The sequence below is a fragment of the Ruegeria sp. YKSD163 genome (assembly GCF_059612905.1).
This window is the reverse complement of sequence record NZ_JBXWRM010000007.1, coordinates 116,740-135,130: the sequence shown is the minus strand read 5'-3', so window position 1 is coordinate 135,130 and position 18,391 is coordinate 116,740. Positions and strand designations below refer to the sequence as shown.

At 64.8% G+C, this 18,391-nt stretch carries 18 protein-coding genes; 14 read left to right on the top strand and 4 right to left on the bottom strand.

Annotation, left to right across the window (positions count from 1 at the left end; translation table 11 throughout):
• Window positions 1-99: 99 nt before the first annotated feature.
• Together AC2FNA_RS11465 and AC2FNA_RS11460 are read left to right on the top strand one after the other, a co-directional pair.
• Entirely contained in the window at window positions 100-696 is a 597-nt protein-coding gene (locus AC2FNA_RS11465; RefSeq protein ID WP_496826603.1) for a TetR/AcrR family transcriptional regulator, read from the top strand.
• Window positions 697-766: 70 nt separating this feature from the next.
• On the top strand, window positions 767-1,219 hold the full coding sequence (locus AC2FNA_RS11460) for a GAF domain-containing protein (protein ID WP_496826601.1): 453 nt from the start codon (window positions 767-769) through the stop codon (window positions 1,217-1,219).
• Here AC2FNA_RS11460 and AC2FNA_RS11455 read toward each other — a convergent pair.
• Window positions 1,196-1,468 carry a DUF1294 domain-containing protein gene (locus AC2FNA_RS11455; RefSeq protein ID WP_496826599.1) on the bottom strand — a complete coding sequence of 91 codons (273 nt, stop codon included), beginning with the start codon at window positions 1,466-1,468 and terminating at the stop codon, window positions 1,196-1,198. The two genes, AC2FNA_RS11460 and AC2FNA_RS11455, sit on opposite strands and share 24 nt — an antisense overlap.
• A gap of 217 nt (window positions 1,469-1,685) precedes the next feature.
• Between AC2FNA_RS11455 and AC2FNA_RS11450 the strand changes: the two genes are divergently transcribed.
• The 8 genes from AC2FNA_RS11450 to rarD all read left to right on the top strand — a co-directional run bounded on the left by AC2FNA_RS11450 (window position 1,686) and on the right by rarD (window position 11,747).
• Window positions 1,686-2,255 (top strand): helix-turn-helix domain-containing protein, encoded by a 570-nt coding sequence (locus AC2FNA_RS11450; RefSeq protein ID WP_496826597.1) that lies wholly within the window; start codon window positions 1,686-1,688, stop codon window positions 2,253-2,255.
• 10 nt (window positions 2,256-2,265) lie between these two features.
• Complete coding sequence (locus tag AC2FNA_RS11445; RefSeq protein WP_496826595.1) at window positions 2,266-2,637, top strand: GFA family protein; 372 nt, start codon at window positions 2,266-2,268, stop codon at window positions 2,635-2,637.
• A 9-nt stretch (window positions 2,638-2,646) separates the two neighbouring features.
• Entirely contained in the window at window positions 2,647-5,094 is a 2,448-nt protein-coding gene (locus AC2FNA_RS11440) for a GcvT family protein (RefSeq protein ID WP_496826593.1), read from the top strand.
• A complete protein-coding gene (locus AC2FNA_RS11435; protein WP_496826591.1) occupies window positions 5,091-6,158 on the top strand; it encodes an alcohol dehydrogenase family protein in 1,068 nt (355 codons plus the stop codon). The genes AC2FNA_RS11440 and AC2FNA_RS11435 overlap by 4 nt, the downstream gene beginning before the upstream one ends.
• Window positions 6,155-7,051, top strand: coding sequence for a homocysteine S-methyltransferase family protein (locus AC2FNA_RS11430; protein ID WP_496826589.1), 897 nt, complete (start codon window positions 6,155-6,157; stop codon window positions 7,049-7,051). The genes AC2FNA_RS11435 and AC2FNA_RS11430 overlap by 4 nt, the downstream gene beginning before the upstream one ends.
• 11 nt (window positions 7,052-7,062) lie before the next feature.
• Entirely contained in the window at window positions 7,063-8,046 is a 984-nt protein-coding gene (locus tag AC2FNA_RS11425) for a GlxA family transcriptional regulator (protein ID WP_496826587.1), read from the top strand.
• Between the two features lie 87 nt (window positions 8,047-8,133).
• Window positions 8,134-10,584, top strand: a complete 2,451-nt coding sequence (locus AC2FNA_RS11420; RefSeq protein ID WP_496826585.1) for a GcvT family protein — start codon at window positions 8,134-8,136, stop codon at window positions 10,582-10,584.
• A gap of 269 nt (window positions 10,585-10,853) precedes the next feature.
• Window positions 10,854-11,747, top strand: a complete 894-nt coding sequence (gene rarD / locus AC2FNA_RS11415) for an EamA family transporter RarD (RefSeq protein ID WP_496826583.1) — start codon at window positions 10,854-10,856, stop codon at window positions 11,745-11,747.
• Here the strand turns inward: rarD and AC2FNA_RS11410 are convergent.
• Window positions 11,705-12,406, bottom strand: a complete 702-nt coding sequence (locus tag AC2FNA_RS11410) for an SGNH/GDSL hydrolase family protein (RefSeq protein WP_496826581.1) — start codon at window positions 12,404-12,406, stop codon at window positions 11,705-11,707. The genes rarD and AC2FNA_RS11410 overlap by 43 nt on opposite strands.
• A gap of 32 nt (window positions 12,407-12,438) precedes the next feature.
• A complete protein-coding gene (locus tag AC2FNA_RS11405; protein ID WP_496826579.1) occupies window positions 12,439-12,849 on the bottom strand; it encodes a nuclear transport factor 2 family protein in 411 nt (136 codons plus the stop codon).
• Window positions 12,850-12,952: 103 nt separating this feature from the next.
• Here AC2FNA_RS11405 and AC2FNA_RS11400 point away from each other — a divergent pair, with 103 nt between their 5' ends.
• Entirely contained in the window at window positions 12,953-13,600 is a 648-nt protein-coding gene (locus AC2FNA_RS11400) for an RluA family pseudouridine synthase (RefSeq protein WP_496826577.1), read from the top strand.
• Between the two features lie 82 nt (window positions 13,601-13,682).
• On the opposite strand, the gene AC2FNA_RS11395 is transcribed toward AC2FNA_RS11400, so the two are convergent.
• Window positions 13,683-14,528 (bottom strand): alpha-1,2-fucosyltransferase, encoded by an 846-nt coding sequence (locus AC2FNA_RS11395; protein WP_496826575.1) that lies wholly within the window; start codon window positions 14,526-14,528, stop codon window positions 13,683-13,685.
• Window positions 14,529-14,785: 257 nt separating this feature from the next.
• Here AC2FNA_RS11395 and AC2FNA_RS11390 point away from each other — a divergent pair, with 257 nt between their 5' ends.
• The 3 genes from AC2FNA_RS11390 (at window position 14,786) to AC2FNA_RS11380 (ending at window position 18,386) form a co-directional block, all read left to right on the top strand.
• Window positions 14,786-15,220: a glyoxalase superfamily protein gene (locus AC2FNA_RS11390; RefSeq protein WP_234182647.1), complete on the top strand. Its 435-nt coding sequence runs from the start codon at window positions 14,786-14,788 to the stop codon at window positions 15,218-15,220.
• Window positions 15,221-15,433: 213 nt separating this feature from the next.
• A complete protein-coding gene (gene pnp, locus AC2FNA_RS11385; RefSeq protein ID WP_234138490.1) occupies window positions 15,434-17,578 on the top strand; it encodes a polyribonucleotide nucleotidyltransferase in 2,145 nt (714 codons plus the stop codon).
• A 97-nt stretch (window positions 17,579-17,675) separates the two neighbouring features.
• Window positions 17,676-18,386 (top strand): glycosyltransferase family 25 protein, encoded by a 711-nt coding sequence (locus AC2FNA_RS11380; protein ID WP_496826572.1) that lies wholly within the window; start codon window positions 17,676-17,678, stop codon window positions 18,384-18,386.
• The last annotated feature ends 5 nt before the right edge of the window (window positions 18,387-18,391 follow it).

Genomic DNA, 18,391 nt, shown 5'->3' with positions numbered 1-18,391 from the left:
TGTCTCCTGAACTCGGTGTCATCGAAAAGCGTAATCATGATTACGGTTGCCTGTATCCGTAATCACGATTACGGTCAGCGTCAAGCGAAAGGAAACCCGATGAAGGACGACAGCCGCGCGGAGCGCCAGCAGCAGATCGAGGAAGCGGCCTATGCCCTGCTCGAACAAAAGGGCTATGCGGGTACCTCGATGCAGGGCATCGCGCGGCTCGCGCGCGCCTCGAACGAGACGCTCTACAGCTGGTATGGCGACAAACAGGGCCTGTTTCGGGCGCTGGTGATCCGCAACGCGGCCGAGGTGCGCGCGCAGCTGGAGGCCGATCTGGCCGCCGCCCGCCCGCCCCGCGATACGTTGCATGCGCTCGGGCCACGGCTCTTGATGCTGTTGCTGGGCGACCGGGCGGTGGCGCTGAACCGTGCCGCTGCCGCCGACCCGAGCGGCGAGCTGGGCGCACTGATTGGCCAATCGGGGCGCGACAGCGTGATGCCGCTGATTGTGCAGGTGCTAAAGGCGGCGCGGGGCGAGGGCCTGCTGCGCTTCGACGATGCCGGGGCGGCGGCGGGTCTTTACCTCGATCTGCTGGTGGGCGACCAGCAGATCCGCCGAGTGATTGGCCGCCTGCCCGCCCCGTCCGATGCCGCGTGCCAGGCGCGCGGCGCGGCAGCGGTCACGCATCTGTGCCGCCTGCTGGGCTGACCCACGCCTTGCTTTTGTCCTTTGTCCGCGCGATAGGCTAGTTTCAAGCCAGACCCAGCGGAGCCTTGTCATGACCGTTGACTACAACACCCTCGCCAAGACCATCGCCGCCCTGACCGAGGGCGAGACCGATCAGGTGGCGCTGATGGCGACGGTTACCTGCGAGGTTCATCATGCGGACGACCGCTTCAACTGGACCGGCTTTTACCGGGTGACAGAGCCCGGTGTGCTCAAGATCGGCCCCTATCAGGGCGGTCACGGCTGTTTGCGAATCCCGTTTGACAAGGGCGTCTGCGGTGCCGCGGCGCGGACCGGAGAGGTGCAATTGGTGCCGGATGTGGATGCCTTTCCCGGCCATATCGCCTGCGCCTCTTCCACCCGGTCGGAACTGGTACTGCCGGTGTTTGACGGGACTGGCGCGCTGATTGCGGTGTTCGATATCGACAGCGACCTGCCGGATGCCTTTACGGTCGCGGATGCCGAAGCGCTGGGGGCAATTCTAGAGCAGGTCTTTGCCCACTAGGATCACCAGGACGGTGATCTGAAACAGCACGATGGACCAGAGCCAGCGGCCAAAAGGCTGCTTGCGGGTCTTGTGCCGGAACAGCCACCGCGACAACAGCGCCGCCGGGCTGCCGCCAAGGGCGGACAGCCAGAGCAGCAGATGCTCGGGCACCCGGCCCCGGCTCCAGCGCGCCGAGAGCTTGTCCCAGGCGAACAGAGCCACCGTCAGCCCGTTGAGGACCCAGAGATAGAGGATCGCGTTCCACATGGGCGGGTCTTAGCGTTTGCCCGGTTAGATATGCAAGAACCGGCGATGGAAAAGGGGGGCGCTGCCCCCGCCGCCGCAAAGCGGCGACTCCCCCGGAGTATTTGCTGCAAAGTGAAGCGGTGTTCTGTTGGTTCGTGAAATTTGTGTTGAGAATTTCACGAGAATCGCGTCATCATGAAATTTGAGGATGATTTTTCACGAAGCTTGGGAGGCGCCGGTGAATACGCAAGCCCCGTCCAGCGCGACGCTTGGCGCCGATCTGCGCGCCCTGCGCAAGGCGCGTGGCCTGACGCTGAGCGAGATCGCGGCGCGGCTGGGGCGCTCGGTCGGCTGGCTCAGTCAGGTAGAGCGCGACATGTCCGAACCCTCGATCTCGGACCTGCGCCAGATCGCGGGCTGCCTGGGCGTGCCGATGTCGATGCTGTTTGCCCATGCCGCCGCCCCGGCCGCCGAACAGGGTTATGTGGTGCGGGCAGGCGCGCGGCGGCCCATGGGCTCGGGCGAAGAAGGGCTGATCGAAGAACTGCTGTCGCCGGATCTGACCGACGATTTCGAGATGGTGCATTCCACCTTTGCCCCGCATTCGCGGATGCAGACCCCGGCGAACCGACCCACGCAGGAGGTCGGATACATGCTGTCGGGGCGGCTGGAGCTGACCATCGGCGGGCGCGTCTTCTCGGTCGGGCCGGGCGACAGTTTCCGCATCCGTCATGAACCCTATCAATGGGCCAATCCCCATGACGAGCCCGCCGTGGCCGTCTGGGTGATTGCTCCGCCGGTTTATTAAGGAGATGACGATGATATCTGGCTCGTGCCTATGCGGCGATATCCGCTACGCGACCGAAGCCGAGCCGCAGGGCGCCTCGATGTGCCATTGCGGCCAGTGCCGGCGGCAATCGGGCGGCCTCTGGTCCTCGGCTTTCGTACCCGAGGCCGACCTGACGATCACCGGCCCGGTCAGCTGGTTTGCCGCCAGCGACAGCGCCAAGCGGGGGTTCTGCGCCCGTTGCGGCGCGTTCCTGTTCTGGAAGGCCAATGACGAAGACACGATCAGCTTTTCGCTTGGATCGGTCGATGGCCCCACCGGCCTGCGCCTGAGCAAGCACATCTTTGTCGCCGACAAGGGCGATTATTACGACATCGCGGACGATGCGCCGCACAAGGACTAGGGAGTGAACATGTCCGATTTTCCCAACAAGGCCCGTGTGGTCATCATCGGCGGCGGTGTGGTGGGGGTGTCCTCGCTCTATCACCTGGCCAAGAAGGGCTGGACCGATTGCGTTCTGCTGGAAAAGAACGAGCTGACCGCAGGCTCCACCTGGCATGCCGCTGGCAACGTGCCGACCTTTTCGACCTCGTGGTCGATCATGAACATGCAGCGTTACTCGACCGAGCTTTATGCGCGGCTGGGCGAAGAAGTCGATTATCCGATGAACTATCACCAGACCGGTTCTATCCGGCTGGCCCACACCAAGGAACGGATGCAGGAGTTTGAGCGCGCCTGTGCCATGGGCCGTTATCAGGGCATCAAGATGGAGATGCTGACGCCCGACGAGGCCAAGGCGCGTTATCCCTTCCTGGAAACCCATGACATGGCCGGGGCGCTTTACGATCCGACTGATGGCGATATCGACCCGGCGCAGCTGACCCAGGCGCTGGCCAAGGGCGCCCGCGACATGGGCGCCAAGATCATCCGCTTCTGCCCTGCGACCGGCGTCACCCAGCAGCCCGACAACACCTGGATCGTGCATACCGACAAGGGCGATATCGCCTGCGATTATGTGGTCAACGCCGCCGGTTACTATGCCCAGCGCGTCGGCGAATGGTTCAAGCCCTATGGCGGGCGCACCGTGCCGATGATGGTGATGAGCCACCAGTACCTGCTGACCGAACAGATCCCCGAGCTTGAGGCCTGGTCCAAGGAGAACGGCCGCAAGCTGCCTCTGCTGCGCGATGTGGACGTGTCCTATTACCTGCGGCAGGAAAAGAACGGCATCAACATCGGCCCGTATGAGCCCAACTGTCGCGCCCATTGGGATGTGGACAGCGACCCGATGCCGGACGATTTCAGCTTCCAGCTCTGGTCCGACGATCTGGACCGGATCGCCGATATCGTCGCCGACGCGATGGAACGCGTACCTGTCACCGCCACCGCAGGTGTTAGCCGCATCATCAACGGCCCGATTCCCTATGCCCCCGACGGGCTGCCGCTGATCGGTCCGATGCCCGGCGTGAAAAACGCTTTCGAGGCCTGCGTCTTCACCTTCGGCATCGCCCAGGGCGGCGGCGCGGGCAAGGTGCTGGCGGAATGGATCGTCGATGGCCAGACCGAATGGGACATGTGGTCCTGCGATCCGCGCCGCTATACCGACTACACCGATCACGACTACTGCGTGCAAAAGGGGATGGAGGTTTATGGCAACGAATATGCCATGCACTTCCCCTGGCATCGCTGGCCCGCAGCCCCCGACAGGAAACTCTCGCCCGTGCATGACAGGGTCAAGGCGCAGGGCGGCGTCATGGGTGTCTATAACGGCTGGGAGCGCGCGAACTGGTTCGCGCAGCCGGGCGATGACACGTCCGAGGAAAGCACCCACACCTGGGGCCGCTCCGGTCCGTGGGAGCAGCGGATCAAGGAGGAATGCGAGGCCGTGCGCGACCATTGCGGCGTGCTCGACCTGCCCGGCTTCTCGCGCTTTCTGGTCAAGGGCGAGGGCGCGGCCGAGGCGCTGCGCGGCCTGATCACCGGCGGCCTGCCCAAGGTGGGGCGGATGAACCTGGTCTACATCTCGGAAAACCGTGGCCGCATCCTGACCGAGATGTCCTGCATCCGTCTGGGTGAGGACGAGTTCGTGATGATCACGGCGGCCACCGCGCAATGGCACGACCGAGACATCCTCTTGGGCGCCATGCCCGCCGGAGTCACGGTCGAGGATGTGACCACCACCCGCGACACGCTGATCGTCACCGGCCCAAAATCGCGCGAGATCCTCGCCGGGCTGTCCGATGCCGACCTGTCGCAGGGCTGGCTGACGCATCAGGCCGCCACCGTCGCTGGCCAGCCCGCCTTCCTGATCCGGGTCTCTTTTGCCGGGGAACTGGGATGGGAGGTGCACGCGCTCAACGAACACATGCCCGCGATCTACGACGCGATCCTTGCCGCCGGGGCAAAACCCTTCGGCATGTGGGCGCTCAATTCCCTGCGCGTGGAAAAAGGCTATCGCGCGTGGAAGGGCGATCTTTCCACCGACTACTCCCTGCTCGAAGGCGGGTTGGAGCGTTTCGTCAAGCTCGACAAGCCGCAGGATTTCCCGGGCAAGGCCGCGATCCTGGCCGAGAAACAGCGCGGGGTGAAGAAAAGCTTTGTCACCCTGCTGGTCGAGGCCCGGGATTGCGACGCGCCCTATATGTCCTGCCTCTGGCATGACGGGCAAATCGTGGGCGAGACCACCTCGGGCGCCTGGGGTTATCGCATCAACGCCAGCGTGGCGCTGGGCATGGTGCGCGCCGATCTGGCGGTGCCGGGCACCGAACTCGAGGTCGAGATCTACGGTGAGAAATGCCGCGCCGTGGTGCAGCCCGACGCACCGCTCTGGGATCCGGAGAACGAGCGGCTGCGCGCATGACGATCCCCGCCACCATGTCCGGCGTCTTGCTGACCCGCCACGGCGGGCCAGAGGCGCTGGCGTGGTGCGATGACATTCCGGTCCCGGCCCCCGGGCCGGGGCAGGTGCTGGTCCGGGTGCTGGCCGCCGGGGTCAACAACACCGATATCAACACGCGGATCGGCTGGTACTCCTCGGATGTGACCGGCGCCACCGACAGCGGCGAGACGGGCGAGGCGGGCGGCTGGGCCGGGGCGCTCAGCTTCCCCCGCATCCAGGGCGGCGACCTCTGCGGGCGTATTATCGCTCTGGGCGCGGGCGTGACCGGCTGGACCATGGGCCAGCGGGTAACCTGCCAGATCAATCTGCCGCGTCCGGCACCCGACAACCCGTTTGGCTTCGTGGCCCTCGGCTCGGAACTGGACGGCGCCTTTGCCGAATACTGCCTGCTTGATGCGGATGACCTCTTCGACGTCACCGCCTCCCCCCTCTCGGACATCGAAATCGCCGCCATGCCCTGTGCCTATGGCACCGCGTGGAACCTGCTGGCGCGCTGCGGCGTGGGGCCAGGCGATACGGTGCTGATCACCGGCGCCTCGGGCGGCGTCGGGCTCGCCGCCGTGCAACTGGCCGCGCATCTGGGGGCCACCGTTACCGCGATGACCGCGCCCGCCAAGGCCGAGGCCGTCACCGCCGCCGGGGCAGCCGCTATCCTGAACCGCGACGAAACCCCTCCACCCGCCCAATTCGACCGGGTGATCGACGTGGTCGGCGGCCCGATCTGGCCCGACCTGATCCGCGCCCTGAAACCCGGTGGGCACTACGCTGTCTCGGGCGCCATCGCCGGGCCGATGGTCAGTGCCGACCTGCGCCAGATCTACCTGCCCGACATCACCATCCACGGCGCCACCTACCAGCCGCGCGAGATCTTTGCGGACCTGATCGCCCTGATCAACGCAGGCGCCATCCGCCCGCTGGTATCTGCCACCTACCCCCTCCACCAGATCGCCGAGGCACAGGCCGAATTCATGACCAAACGCCTGCCCGGCAAGATCGTCCTCATCCCCGCACAGGAGCACCCATGACCGACATCACCCTGCTTGATGGCTCCATCGGCCAGGAACTTGTCAAACGCGCGGGCAAGCGCCCGACGCCGCTCTGGTCCACCTCTGTCATGCTCGAGGCGCCCGATCACGTCGGCGCCGTGCATCGCGACTATTTCGACGCGGGCGCCACCATCGCCACCACCAACACCTATGCGGTGCTGCGCGACCGGCTGGAACCCGCCGGGATCGGCGACCAGTTCGAGACGTTGATCGACACCGCGCTGAGACAGGCCGAAACCGCCCGCGCCGCGCATGGATCGGGCCGCATCGCGGGCGCGCTGGGGCCGCTCGGCGCCTCTTACCGCCCCGACATCTGCCCCCCGCCAGAAGAGGCCGAGGCGCTCTATGCCGACAGCGTGCGCGCGATGAACGACCGGGTCGACCTGTTCCTGATTGAAACCGCCGCCTCGGTCGACCAGGCCGAGGGCGCGCTGAGGGGTGCATCCCTTGGCACCAAACCCGTCTGGCTGTCGGTCACCGTGATGGATGATGACGGCACCCGCCTGCGCTCGGGCGAAGGGGTGGGTGAGCTGGCCGCCATCGTCGCCCGATACCGCCCCCAGGCGGTACTCGTGAACTGCTCCCGCCCCGAGGCGGTGGCCGCCGCGCTCGACATCATCGCCGGGTTCGGTCTGCCTTTTGGCGCCTATGCCAACGGCTTCACCCGCATTAGCGAGGCGTTCCTTGAATCCCGCCCCACGGTCGAGGCGCTGACCGCCCGCGTCGACCTGACGCCCGAGGCCTATGCCGATTTCGCCATGGGTTGGGTCGATCAGGGCGCCACCATCGTTGGCGGCTGTTGCGAGGTCGGCCCCGCCCATATCGCGCATCTGGCCCAGCGGCTGCGTGCCGCCGGGCACAGCATCGTCTGAGGACCCCCGCCATGACGGCCAAACGCAACCTGCGTCTGGTGAACCCGGACAAGAAGACCTGGCAATTCGATGTGCTCGTCGCCCCCGGCTTTGTGCTGACCGAACTGGCGGGCCTTGTCGATGTGCTGCGCATCGCCAACCGGGTCTGTCCCAATCCGCCCTTTGCCTTCACCTACCGTTCCCTGCGCGGTGGCCTGATCGAAAGCAGCAGCGGCGCCGTGGTCGCGACCGAGCGGGTGCCAAGCCAACCGCAGGCCGACTACCTCTTTGTCATCGGCAACACCGACCCCGACCAGCCCGACCTGTCGCTGGGCCGGGTGGTGCAGGACTATACCTTTCGCGGCGCACAGGTGTTCCTGCTGGCCGAGGCCGCCAGCCGCTATATCAACGAACGCGGCAGCGCTGATCTGGCTACCCATTGGGAGAACGCGGCCTTTCTGCGCGAACGCGGCGCGCGTTTCGACGCGCGCTTTTCCATCGCCACACAGCGGGGTCCGGTGATCACCTGCGCCGGTATGGGGGCCACGGTCGACGTGGCGCTTTCGGTCATCGGACGGCACATCTCGGGTCCGGCCAAGATGACCGTGGCCGACATCATGCTGCACGAACACATCCGCGATTTTGGCGCGATGCAGCCGGTGTCCGGCCTCAAGACCAGCGCCACCGGCGACGATGCGCTCGACCAGTGTGTCAAGATCATGCAGGCCAATATCGAAGAGCCCCTGCCGATCAACGAGATCGTCGCCGCCCTGGCCCTCTCGAACCGCTCGCTGGAACGCAAGTTCAAGACCTATCTCGGCACCACGCCCAACAATTTCTACCGCGAGATGCGGCTGGCCAAGGCCAATACCCTGCTTCTCAACACCACGCTCAGCGTCCGCGAGATTGGCCTCGCCTGCGGTTTCCCCAACGGCTTCTCGGCGGTCTACAAAAGCTTCTACGGCATTACTCCCTTTGCCCTCAGGCGACAGAAACGAGCCGTCGCGCAGCGGTGATTTTTGCAAGTCGCGTGACGTTTTTGATGGATTTCCTGTCGCCCTCCCGTGGCATTCTCGGGCAAATTCCAAGATCCGGAGACATACATGGCTGATCTTCCCACAAAGGCCCGCGTGGTCATCATCGGCGGCGGCGTCGTCGGCTGCTCGGTCGCCTATCACCTGACCAAGCTCGGCTGGAAAGACGTGGTGCTGCTGGAGCGCAAGCAGTTGACCTCGGGCACCACCTGGCATGCGGCGGGCCTGATCGGCCAGCTCCGTGCCAGCTCCAACATGACCAAGCTCGCCCGCTACTCGGCCGAGCTCTATATGGGGCTCGAGGCCGAGACCGGCGTTGCCACCGGCATGCGTCAGGTCGGTTCGGTCTCGGTCGCGCTGACGGGTGAGCGGCTGGAAGAGCTCTATCGCAACGCCGCCATGGCCCGCGCCTTTGGCGTCCCGGTGGAGGAACTGTCACCGGCCGAGGTCAAGGAGCGCTATCAGCACATCAACCTCGACGGTGTCACCGGCGGTGTCTGGCTGCCGACCGATGGTCAGGCCGACCCGGCCAATATCGCATTGGCGCTGGCCAAGGGCGCCCGCCAGCGCGGCGCCGTGGTCAAGGAACGGATCAAGGTCACCAACATCGCCAGACAGGGCCGCCGGGTCACCGGCGTCGACTGGATCAGCGATGATGGCAGCGAACAGGGCCATATCGCCTGCGAGATGATCGTGAACTGCGCCGGCATGTGGGGCCATCAGGTGGGCCGCATGGCGGGCATCAATGTGCCGCTGCAAGCCTGCGAACATTTCTACATCGTCTCGGAACCCATCCAGGGCCTGACCCAGATGCCGGTTCTGCGCGTCCCCGACGAATGCGCCTATTACAAGGAAGACGCGGGCAAGATGATGCTGGGCGCGTTCGAGCCGAAATCGAAACCCTGGGGCATGGACGGCATCCCCGATACATTCGAATTCGACCAGCTGCCCGAGGATTTCGACCATTTCGAACCGATCCTCGAGGCCGCCGTGAACCGCATGCCGATGCTGGGCAGCGCGGGCATTCACACCTTCTTCAACGGACCCGAAAGCTTTACCCCCGACGACGCCTATCACCTTGGTCTCGCGCCCGAGATGGACAACGTCTGGGTCGCCGCCGGGTTCAACTCGATCGGGATCCAGTCGGCGGGCGGCGCGGGCCATGCGCTCAGCCAGTGGATGGACAGCGGCGAGAAACCCTTTGACCTGGGCGATGTCGATATCGCCCGCATGCAGCCCTTCCAGGGCAACAAGCGCTATCTGGTCGAACGCTCGACCGAGACGCTGGGCCTGCTCTATGCCGATCACTTCCCCTATCGGCAGAAAGCCACCTCGCGCGGGGTGCGCCGCACCCCGTTCCACGAACATCTCAAGGCACAAGGTGCCGTGTTCGGCGAACTGGCGGGCTGGGAACGCGCCAACTGGTATGCGCGCCCGGATCAGGAGCGCGAATATCGCTACAGCTGGCGGCGGCAGAACTTCTTCGACAACGTGGCCGAGGAACACAGGGCGATCCGCACCGGGCTGGGCATGTATGACATGTCCTCCTTCGGCAAGATCCGGGTCGAGGGGCCGGACGCCACCGCCTATCTCAATCATATCGCGGGCGGTCAGTTCGACGTGCCGGTGGGCCGCATCGTCTATACCCAGTTCCTGAACGCGCGCGGCGGGATCGAGGCCGACGTTACCGTCACCCGCCTGAGCGAGACCGCCTATCTGGTCGTCACCCCTGCTGCCACCCGCTATGCCGACCAGACCCGGATGATGCGCCTTGTGGGCGATTTCCGCGTGGTGGTCACCGACGTGACCGCGGGCGAAGGCGTGCTGGCGGTGATGGGACCCAAGGCGCGCGAGTTGATGGCGCGGGTCAGCCCGAACGACTTCTCCAACGACGTGAACCCCTTTGGTACCGCGCAGGAAATCGAACTGGGTATGGGCCTCGCCCGCGTCCACCGCGTGACTTATGTGGGTGAACTCGGGTGGGAAATCTACGTCTCTTCCGACATGGCGGGCCACGCGTTTGAAACCCTGTTCGAGGCGGGCCAGGATCTGGGCCTGAAACTCTGCGGGATGCATGTGATGGATTGCTGCCGGATCGAAAAGGCGTTCCGCCATTTCGGCCATGACATCACGCCCGAGGATCACGTGCTGGAGGCGGGTCTGGGTTTTGCCGTCAAGACCGACAAGCCCGATTTCATTGGCCGTGACGCGGTGCTGCGGAAAAAGGACGAGGGGCTGAAAAACCGCATGGTCCAGTTCCGCCTGACCGACGCCGAACCGCTGCTCTATCACAACGAGCCGCTGCTCAGGGACGGTCAGATCGTCGGCTATCTCAGCTCGGGCGCCTATGGTCACCACCTGGGCGGCGCCATCGGCATGGGCTATGTCCCCTGCGCAGGCGAAAGCGCGGCGGATGTTCTGGCCTCGACCTATGAGATCGACGTGATGGGCACCCGAGTCCGTGCAGAGGCTTCGCTTGCCCCGATGTATGATCCGAAATCCGAGAGGGTGAAGGTCTGACCCGACCCTGACCAGGGCAGGAGCGCGCGGCGCCGCCGCGCGATCCTTCGGTTTCGATGCTCCGTTGCGGTTTGACCTCCTCTGTACAAAACGGTCAATCAGGGGTCTAGGCCGCGTACAAAACGGTCAATTCGCGGTACAAATCCGGTTCGAATGCTGCGCCCCGATCCGCGACCCATCACGGGTCTTGATGACCCCCACTCAGTTTTGTCGCTTTCCTTTTCCGGCCTGCACCTGCAATACACCTGCACAAGTGAAGGAGATCGCGGATGACCCAGACCCAGAACGTGGATACCCCGCGCGGCTTGGCACTGGCCATCACGGCCTATCTCCTCTGGGGATTTTTACCCTTGTATATGAAGGCGTTATCTCACATCCCCCCGGTCGAGGTGGTGGCCCATCGCATCGTCTGGTCGGTGCCCGTGGCGGGTATCCTGCTGATCGCGCTGGGCCGGACACGCGATTTGCGCGCCGCGCTGCGCAACCCGCGCATGCTGGGCATGGCCTGTGTCACGGCGGCGCTGATCTCGGTCAACTGGGCCATCTATGTCTGGGCTATCACTAGCGGTCATGCGCTAGATGCAGCGTTGGGCTACTACATAAACCCGCTCTTCAGCATCGCCCTCGCAGCCCTTATCTTGGGGGAGAGGCTGACCCGGATACAAGTTCTTGCGATCATGCTGGCGGCCGCAGGGGTGGCCGTGCTGGTCTTCGAGGCCGGGAAACTGCCCTGGGCCGCTCTCAGCCTGACTGTCAGCTGGGGGTTTTACGCGCTGTTCAAGCGGTCTCTGCCCATCGGTCCGAACCAGGGTTTCCTGCTCGAAGTGCTGATCCTGATGCCCTTTGCGCTGGCCTATGTCCTCTGGCTGATGGCGCAGGGGCAGGGGCATTTCGGCGGCTTCGGGGCTGACAGCCTGTTGCTGGCCGGGGCCGGTGTGGTGACGGCGGTGCCGCTGTTGTTCTATGCCAACGGGGCCAAGCTGGTGCGCCTGTCGACCATGGGTATCCTGCAATACATCGCGCCCACGATGATCTTTATCACCGCCATCACCCTGTTCGGAGAAGAGATCGACCGTGGCCGCATGATCGCCTTCCCGATGATCTGGGCCGCGCTGGTGATCTACTCGGTGCCAATGCTGCGGCAGATGCGGCGCGCGGCCTGATCGCGGATCAGACCGGCCAGCCCCTCGGCCCAGCGGTCATAGGCCAGCGGGCTGGGGTGATATCCATCGCGGGCCGCCATTGCCGGGTCGGGTGGGATGATCGGATGGTGATGCAGCGCAGACGGGTTGCGTTGCACGACCTGCTGCAAGGCTCGGTCGAGCCGCCGGGTCTGTGCACCCAGCACCCAGGCCAGCGGCTGCGGCAGGGCCGGAAACAAGGCCATGTCGGGCACCGCCGTCACGATGACCATCCGCGCACCAAGTGGCCCTGTCAGATGATCGAGCAGTGCGGCTTGGCGCCGGGCGAACCCGCGCGCGCTGGTGCCGCGCGTGGTATCGTTGACCCCCAGCGCCGTGACTGCGATGTCGAACGATCCGGTTAGACGGACCAACCGGTCCAGCGTGTCGCGGGTGGTGTGGCCGGTCGTCGCCTCGATCCGCCAGTCGAGCGTATATTCCTCGGCCAGCCGCGCCACCAGCCGGCCGCTCAGCGCCTCGTCCTGGGTCGCGGCACCGACCCCGGCGGCCGAGCTGTCGCCCGCGATCAGCAACCTCAGTAGCGGGCCGCTGCCCGCCCTGCCGGCGCGCGGACCTGCGGGTTCGGGCAAGAGCTGTGCCTTGCGCCGAACCGCCAGCCCCTGTGCGGCCAGAACCGGCAACAGGGGCAGGCGCAGAATCTGGTCGATCCCGATCAGCTGAGCGCCTCGCGATACTTGAGGAAACGTGCATCGGTCATCACCCGCGCGTTCATTGCGTCGCGCAGGGCGCCCACGGTCTTGTAGGGGCGCATGACCACCTCGAAGTCCTGGATCAGCCCGTCCTCGTTGAGGGTGATCAGGTCGACGCCGACCGCATCCAGATCGCCGACCTTGCACTGGAATTCCAGCGCCCAATCCTTGCCCTCGCCCATGACGCGGCGATAGCGGAACTCGGAAAACACCTGTCCGACATGGCCCAGAACCGCGGCGACCGGGTCGCGACCGGTCCAGGTTTTGTAATAGGTCGGCGGCAGGAAGCGGACATCCTCGGCCAGCAGGGCGTGGATCAGGCTTTCGTCGCCCTTGGCCACTACCTCTTGCATCCGTGCGATCGTGGGGTGCATCTGCGTTCTCCTCTCGATGGTTTGAGCGCAGCCTTGCGCCGCCCGCCCACCGGCGCAAGCGCGACGTTGCGAGAACCCGTCGTCTGCGCTAGGGCATGCGGCCATGAGTGACGATTACAATCCGCCCCAAGACCCGCTGGACGTGCTCCACGAGGATGCCGAACTGATCGTGGTGAACAAGCCCGCCGGCCTGTTGTCGGTGCCGGGGCGCGGCGCGCATCTGGCCGATTGCCTGCTGTCACGGGTGCAGGCTGCTTTTCCCGGCGCGCTGCTGGTGCATCGGCTGGACCGGGACACATCCGGGGTGATGGTCTTTGCCCAGACGCCCCACGCGCAGCGCAACCTCGGCCGCCAGTTCGAGGAGCGCAAGACCCGCAAGACCTATGTCGCGCGGCTTTGGGGGCGGCTGGAGCCAAAGACGGGCAGCGTCGATCTGCCACTGATCGTCGACTGGCCCAATCGGCCGCGCCAGATGGTCTGTCACGAGACCGGCAAGCCCGCCGTCACCGATTGGCGGGTGCTGCGATACGAAGGGGATACCACCCGCGTGCGCCTGTTGCCGCGCACAGGGCGGTCGCATCAGTTGCGGGTGCATTGTCAGGCGCTGGGTCACCCTATCCTGGGCGATCCGTTCTATGCCACCGGCGCTGCAAAGGCCTTTCCGCGCCTGATGCTGCATTCCGAGGAACTGCGCCTCAAACATCCTGAAAGCGGTCGTTCGATGACCTTTCGTGCGCCCGCGCCCTTCTGAAGCGCCGTTACCCCCTACAGTTTGCCGCAAATACTCCGGGGGACATGGGGGCAGCGCCCCCCGCCGCGAATGTGCGGCGCGCTCAGACCTCGATCTTCAGCCAGTCGGGCGGCAAGAGGTCGGGATTGTGCAACTTCGCATCGCCGAACCAGCGGGCGGGGCCGGCTACCCGCTTGTCGGGGTTTGCGTTCAGCCATGCCGCCCACCACGAGAACGAGGAATTGCCGATGATATTGTGGCGGCACAGACTCATCAGGCGCATGTCCTCGAAATCGGTCTCGGGCCCGTTGAAATCCACCACCACCTTTTGCACCGGCAGTGGCAAGTTGTCTTGCGCCCAGCCGGGATCGTCCGAAAAGACAAAGACAACCGGATTGCCAGCGACCCGCTCGAGTACCCGGGCCAGCGCGGCCTCATAGTAGCGCTGGTCGCACAGGGTATGGGCGGCCAGCGCCACGTAGTCCCCCCGCCGCACATGCAGCGAGATTGCAGGGCATTCGCCGATCCGCGCGGCCATTTCCGCGTTTTGACTGTTGGAAAAAGCGGGAAAGGTGAAATCGGCGCGGATGCGGTCGGCGATATGGGCGAAATAGCGTTCCGACTGCCAATATCCGTGCAGATAGCTGCCGTCGCCCCAACCCTCGATCGCAGGGTTGTAGCCCAACCCGCGCTCGCGCCGGAACTGCGGCGCCAGACCCAGCAGCCGCCAGGCGCTATAACGAAGGAAGCCGTCGCCTTTGAGCGGCGGCAGACGGTCCGGGCGGGCTAGGTCGAGTTCGAAGACGCGGGTCAACGCCCCTTCGCCACGGGCCTCGGCCAGCCGGGTGTCCAGCGCGACTTGCGTGCCCAATCGGGCGGCCAGGCCGCGCGCGGCGGCATATTGGAACATCTGGTTGCCAAGGCGGCCGTGCAGGCGGGTGGTGATCATGATGCAAACTTCTTGGTTTCGGCACTTAGTAAAGAAACCGTGATGAATTGTGTAGGATCAAACGCCATTCAATGGGGGCTTGTTGACAGCTCGGGCTCCCTTACCTATCTAACCGCCAGGTTCGGGTTCCCTGCCGCTCGCGGCCTTTTGGCCTTGGTGAAACCCGCTTGATCACGATCCTTGCCCTTTTCCGGCGCTTGGATGGCAATGCGAGCCCCGTCCGTTTTGATGCGCCCGTTCTGGAAAACGAGGCAAAGATGACACATAGAATTCCCACCGCGCCCATCGAGGCGTACAAGGCGCAAGCCCGTCGCCTGCGCGACGATCTGCACGCTGCGGGTACCCCGATCAGCCATTCCCGCGCGCTTGAACTCGTGGCCCACCAACACGGTGTCCGCGACTGGAACACACTGGTGGCCGAAGCCGGCAACCGGCTGCATTTCAGCGTTGGTGATCGGGTGCGCGGCGAATATCTGGGCCAGCCCTTCACCGCCGAGATCCGGGGCCTGTCCGTGCTGGGCGATGGTGGCCACCGTCGCATCACGCTGCATTTCGACCAGCCGGTCGATGTGGTCCGGTTCGACAGTTTCTCGGCCCTGCGCCAACGGGTCAGCGGAGAGATCGGATGGGATGGCCGCTCCAGCCGGCGCACCTCGGACGGCCAGCCGCAACTGATCGTGCGCCCGGCCTGATCTTGACGAGACCGAGGCGCGCGCCGCATCCTGTGGCGCGCGCCATTTCGCTTTTAATCCGGCCCAAACTCATGTATGGGCGCAAAATCTGAGACGTGGTGCCCCGACCCCGGCACCGTGAAGGAAATGATAACGGGGTCGGCGGCAATGGGGCCGCCATTGAAACGGGAGACCCGGGATACGCCTGGGAGTGCTCCCATCTAGGATACGCACATGTTTGATGTAACGACGAAATCGATGCAGTGGGGCGAGGAAACGCTGACACTGGAATCGGGCAAGATTGCCCGTCAGGCCGACGGTTCGGTGGTCGCCACTCTGGGCGAGACCCGCGTGATGGCCAACGTGACCTTTGCCCGCGAGCAGAAGCCGGGCCAGGACTTCTTTCCCCTAACGGTCCACTATCAGGAAAAATACTATGCCGCCGGCAAGGTGCCGGGCGGTTTCTTCAAGCGCGAGGCGCGCCCGACCGAAAAGGAAACGCTGACCGCGCGCCTGATCGACCGGCCGATCCGCCCGCTTTTCGTGCCGGGCTTCAAGAACGAAGTGCTGGTGATGTGCACCGTGCTGAGCCACGATCTGGTCAACGATCCCGATATCGTTGCGATGATTGCCGCCTCTGCCGCGCTGACCATCTCGGGCGTTCCCTTCATGGGTCCGATCGCGGGCTGCCGTGTGGGCTTTGTTGATGGCGAATATGTCCTGAACCCGACGGTTGACGACATGCAGGACCTGCGCCTGAACCCCGAACAGCGTCTGGACCTGGTTGTCGCCGGGACAAAGGACGCCGTGATGATGGTGGAATCCGAGGCCTATGAGCTGACCGAGGCCGAGATGCTGGGCGCCGTGACCTTTGCGCATGAGCAGATCCAGCCGGTGGTCGACCTGATCATCGCCTTTGCCGAACAATGCGCCAAGGAACCGTTCGACTTTACCCCGCCGGACTATTCCGACCTCTACGCCGCCGTCAAAGCCGCCGGTGAAGAGCAGATGCGCGCCGCTTTCGCGATCACCGACAAGCAGGAGCGCACCGCAGCCGTTGCCGCCGCGCGCGAGGCCATCAAGGCCGCCCTGACCGAGGAACAGCTGGCGGACGGCAACCTCGGCTCTGCCCTGAAGAAACTCGAAGCCGGCATCCTGCGCGGCGACGTGGTCAAGGGTGGCAAGCGGATCGACGGTCGCGACACCACCACCGTGCGTCCGATCGTGGCCGAAACCGGCCTGCTGCCGCGGACCCACGGTTCGGCCCTGTTCACCCGGGGCGAGACCCAGGGTCTGGTTGTGACCACGCTGGGCACCGGCGATGACGAACAGTTCATCGACGCGCTGCACGGAAACTTCAAATCCAACTTCCTGCTGCATTACAACTTCCCCCCCTATTCGGTGGGCGAGGTTGGCCGCGTGGGTTCGCCCGGCCGTCGTGAGATCGGCCATGGCAAACTGGCCTGGCGCGCGCTGCAGGCGGTGCTGCCGGCGCCGACCGACTTCCCCTATACCATCCGCGTGGTGTCCGAGATCACCGAGTCCAACGGCTCGTCCTCGATGGCATCGGTCTGCGGCGGGTCTCTGTCGATGATGGATGCGGGCGTGCCGCTGAAATCCGCCGTCGCCGGTGTGGCCATGGGCCTGATCCTGGAAGACGACGGATCCTATGCGGTTCTGACCGACATCCTGGGTGACGAGGACCACCTGGGCGACATGGACTTCAAGGTGGCGGGTACCGAAAACGGCATCACCTCGTTGCAGATGGACATCAAGGTCGCGGGCATCACCCCCGAGATCATGGAGAAAGCCCTGTCGCAGGCCAAGGACGGCCGGATGCACATCTTGGGCGAGATGAACAAGGCGCTGTCGGGCGCTGCCGACTTCTCGGTCCATGCACCGCGCATCGAGACCATGCAGATCCCCACCGACAAGATCCGCGAAGTGATCGGTTCGGGCGGCAAGGTGATCCGCGAGATCGTCGAAGTGTCGGGCGCCAAGGTCGACATCAACGACGATGGCATCATCAAGATCGCCTCGCCCAACGGCGACTCGATCAAGAAGGCCTATGACATGATCTGGTCCATCGTGGCCGAACCCGAAGAGGGTCAGATCTATACCGGCAAAGTCGTGAAGATCGTCGATTTCGGCGCCTTCGTGAACTTCTTTGGCAAGCGCGACGGTCTGGTGCACGTATCCCAGATCGAGAACCGCCGCCTGAACCATCCCTCGGACGTTCTGAAGGAAGGTCAGGAAGTGAAGGTCAAGCTCTTGGGCTTTGACGATCGCGGCAAGGTGCGCCTGTCGATGAAGGTTGTCGATCAGGAAACCGGCGAAGAGATCGTTCCGGAAAAGAAAGAGGCCTCTGAGGCGGAATAAGCCTCTGGTATTGCAGAGACGGAAAGGCCCGGACATCCTGTCTGGGCCTTTTCCATTCGGGCCGCGCGTTGGACAGGCGGCGACAGGGAGGTCCGGCATGGATCTGATCGGTTTCGTCATTCATCTGGAACGCGCCAAGGACCGGCGCGCGCAGGCCGAGGCGCTGGTGGCGCAACTGCCCTACGCTTCGCTGCTGCCTGCGGTCGATGGTGCTGCACTGGCGCCAGAGGCGCGGGGCCGGGCCTTTCGGCCCGGGATCCTGCAACCCGCTTATCCCTTTGACCTGCGTCCGGGCGAGATCGGTTGTTTCCTTAGCCACCGCGCCGCCTGGTCTCGGCTGGTTGAGAGCGAAGCGGAGGCCGCACTGATCATCGAGGATGACATGGCGTTGGAGTCGGGCTTTGCCGATGCGCTGGCGCTGGCGCAGCGCCATGTGGCGCAGATGGGCTATATCCAGTTTCAAACCCGTCCGGTGACCGCGCCCGCGATAGATCAGCAAGGGCAATCCGTGTTGATGCAGCCCGAATTGACACCGCTGCGCACCTCGGGCCAGCTGGTGGCGCGCTGGGCGGCGGAACGGCTGCTGGCCCTGACCGAACCGTTTGACCGGCCGGTCGACACGTTCCTGCAAATGCACTGGCATACCGGGCTGCGGCTGGGAGTGGTCAGCCCTTCGGGCCTCACAGACCGCACCGGAGCTATCGGAGGCAGCACTATCGGTGCGAAAAAGAGCCTGGGTGAGCGGTTGACCCGCGAATGGCATCGCGCGCGCTATCGTGCGGCGGTGCGGCGGCGGTCACGCGGCTGAAGGCG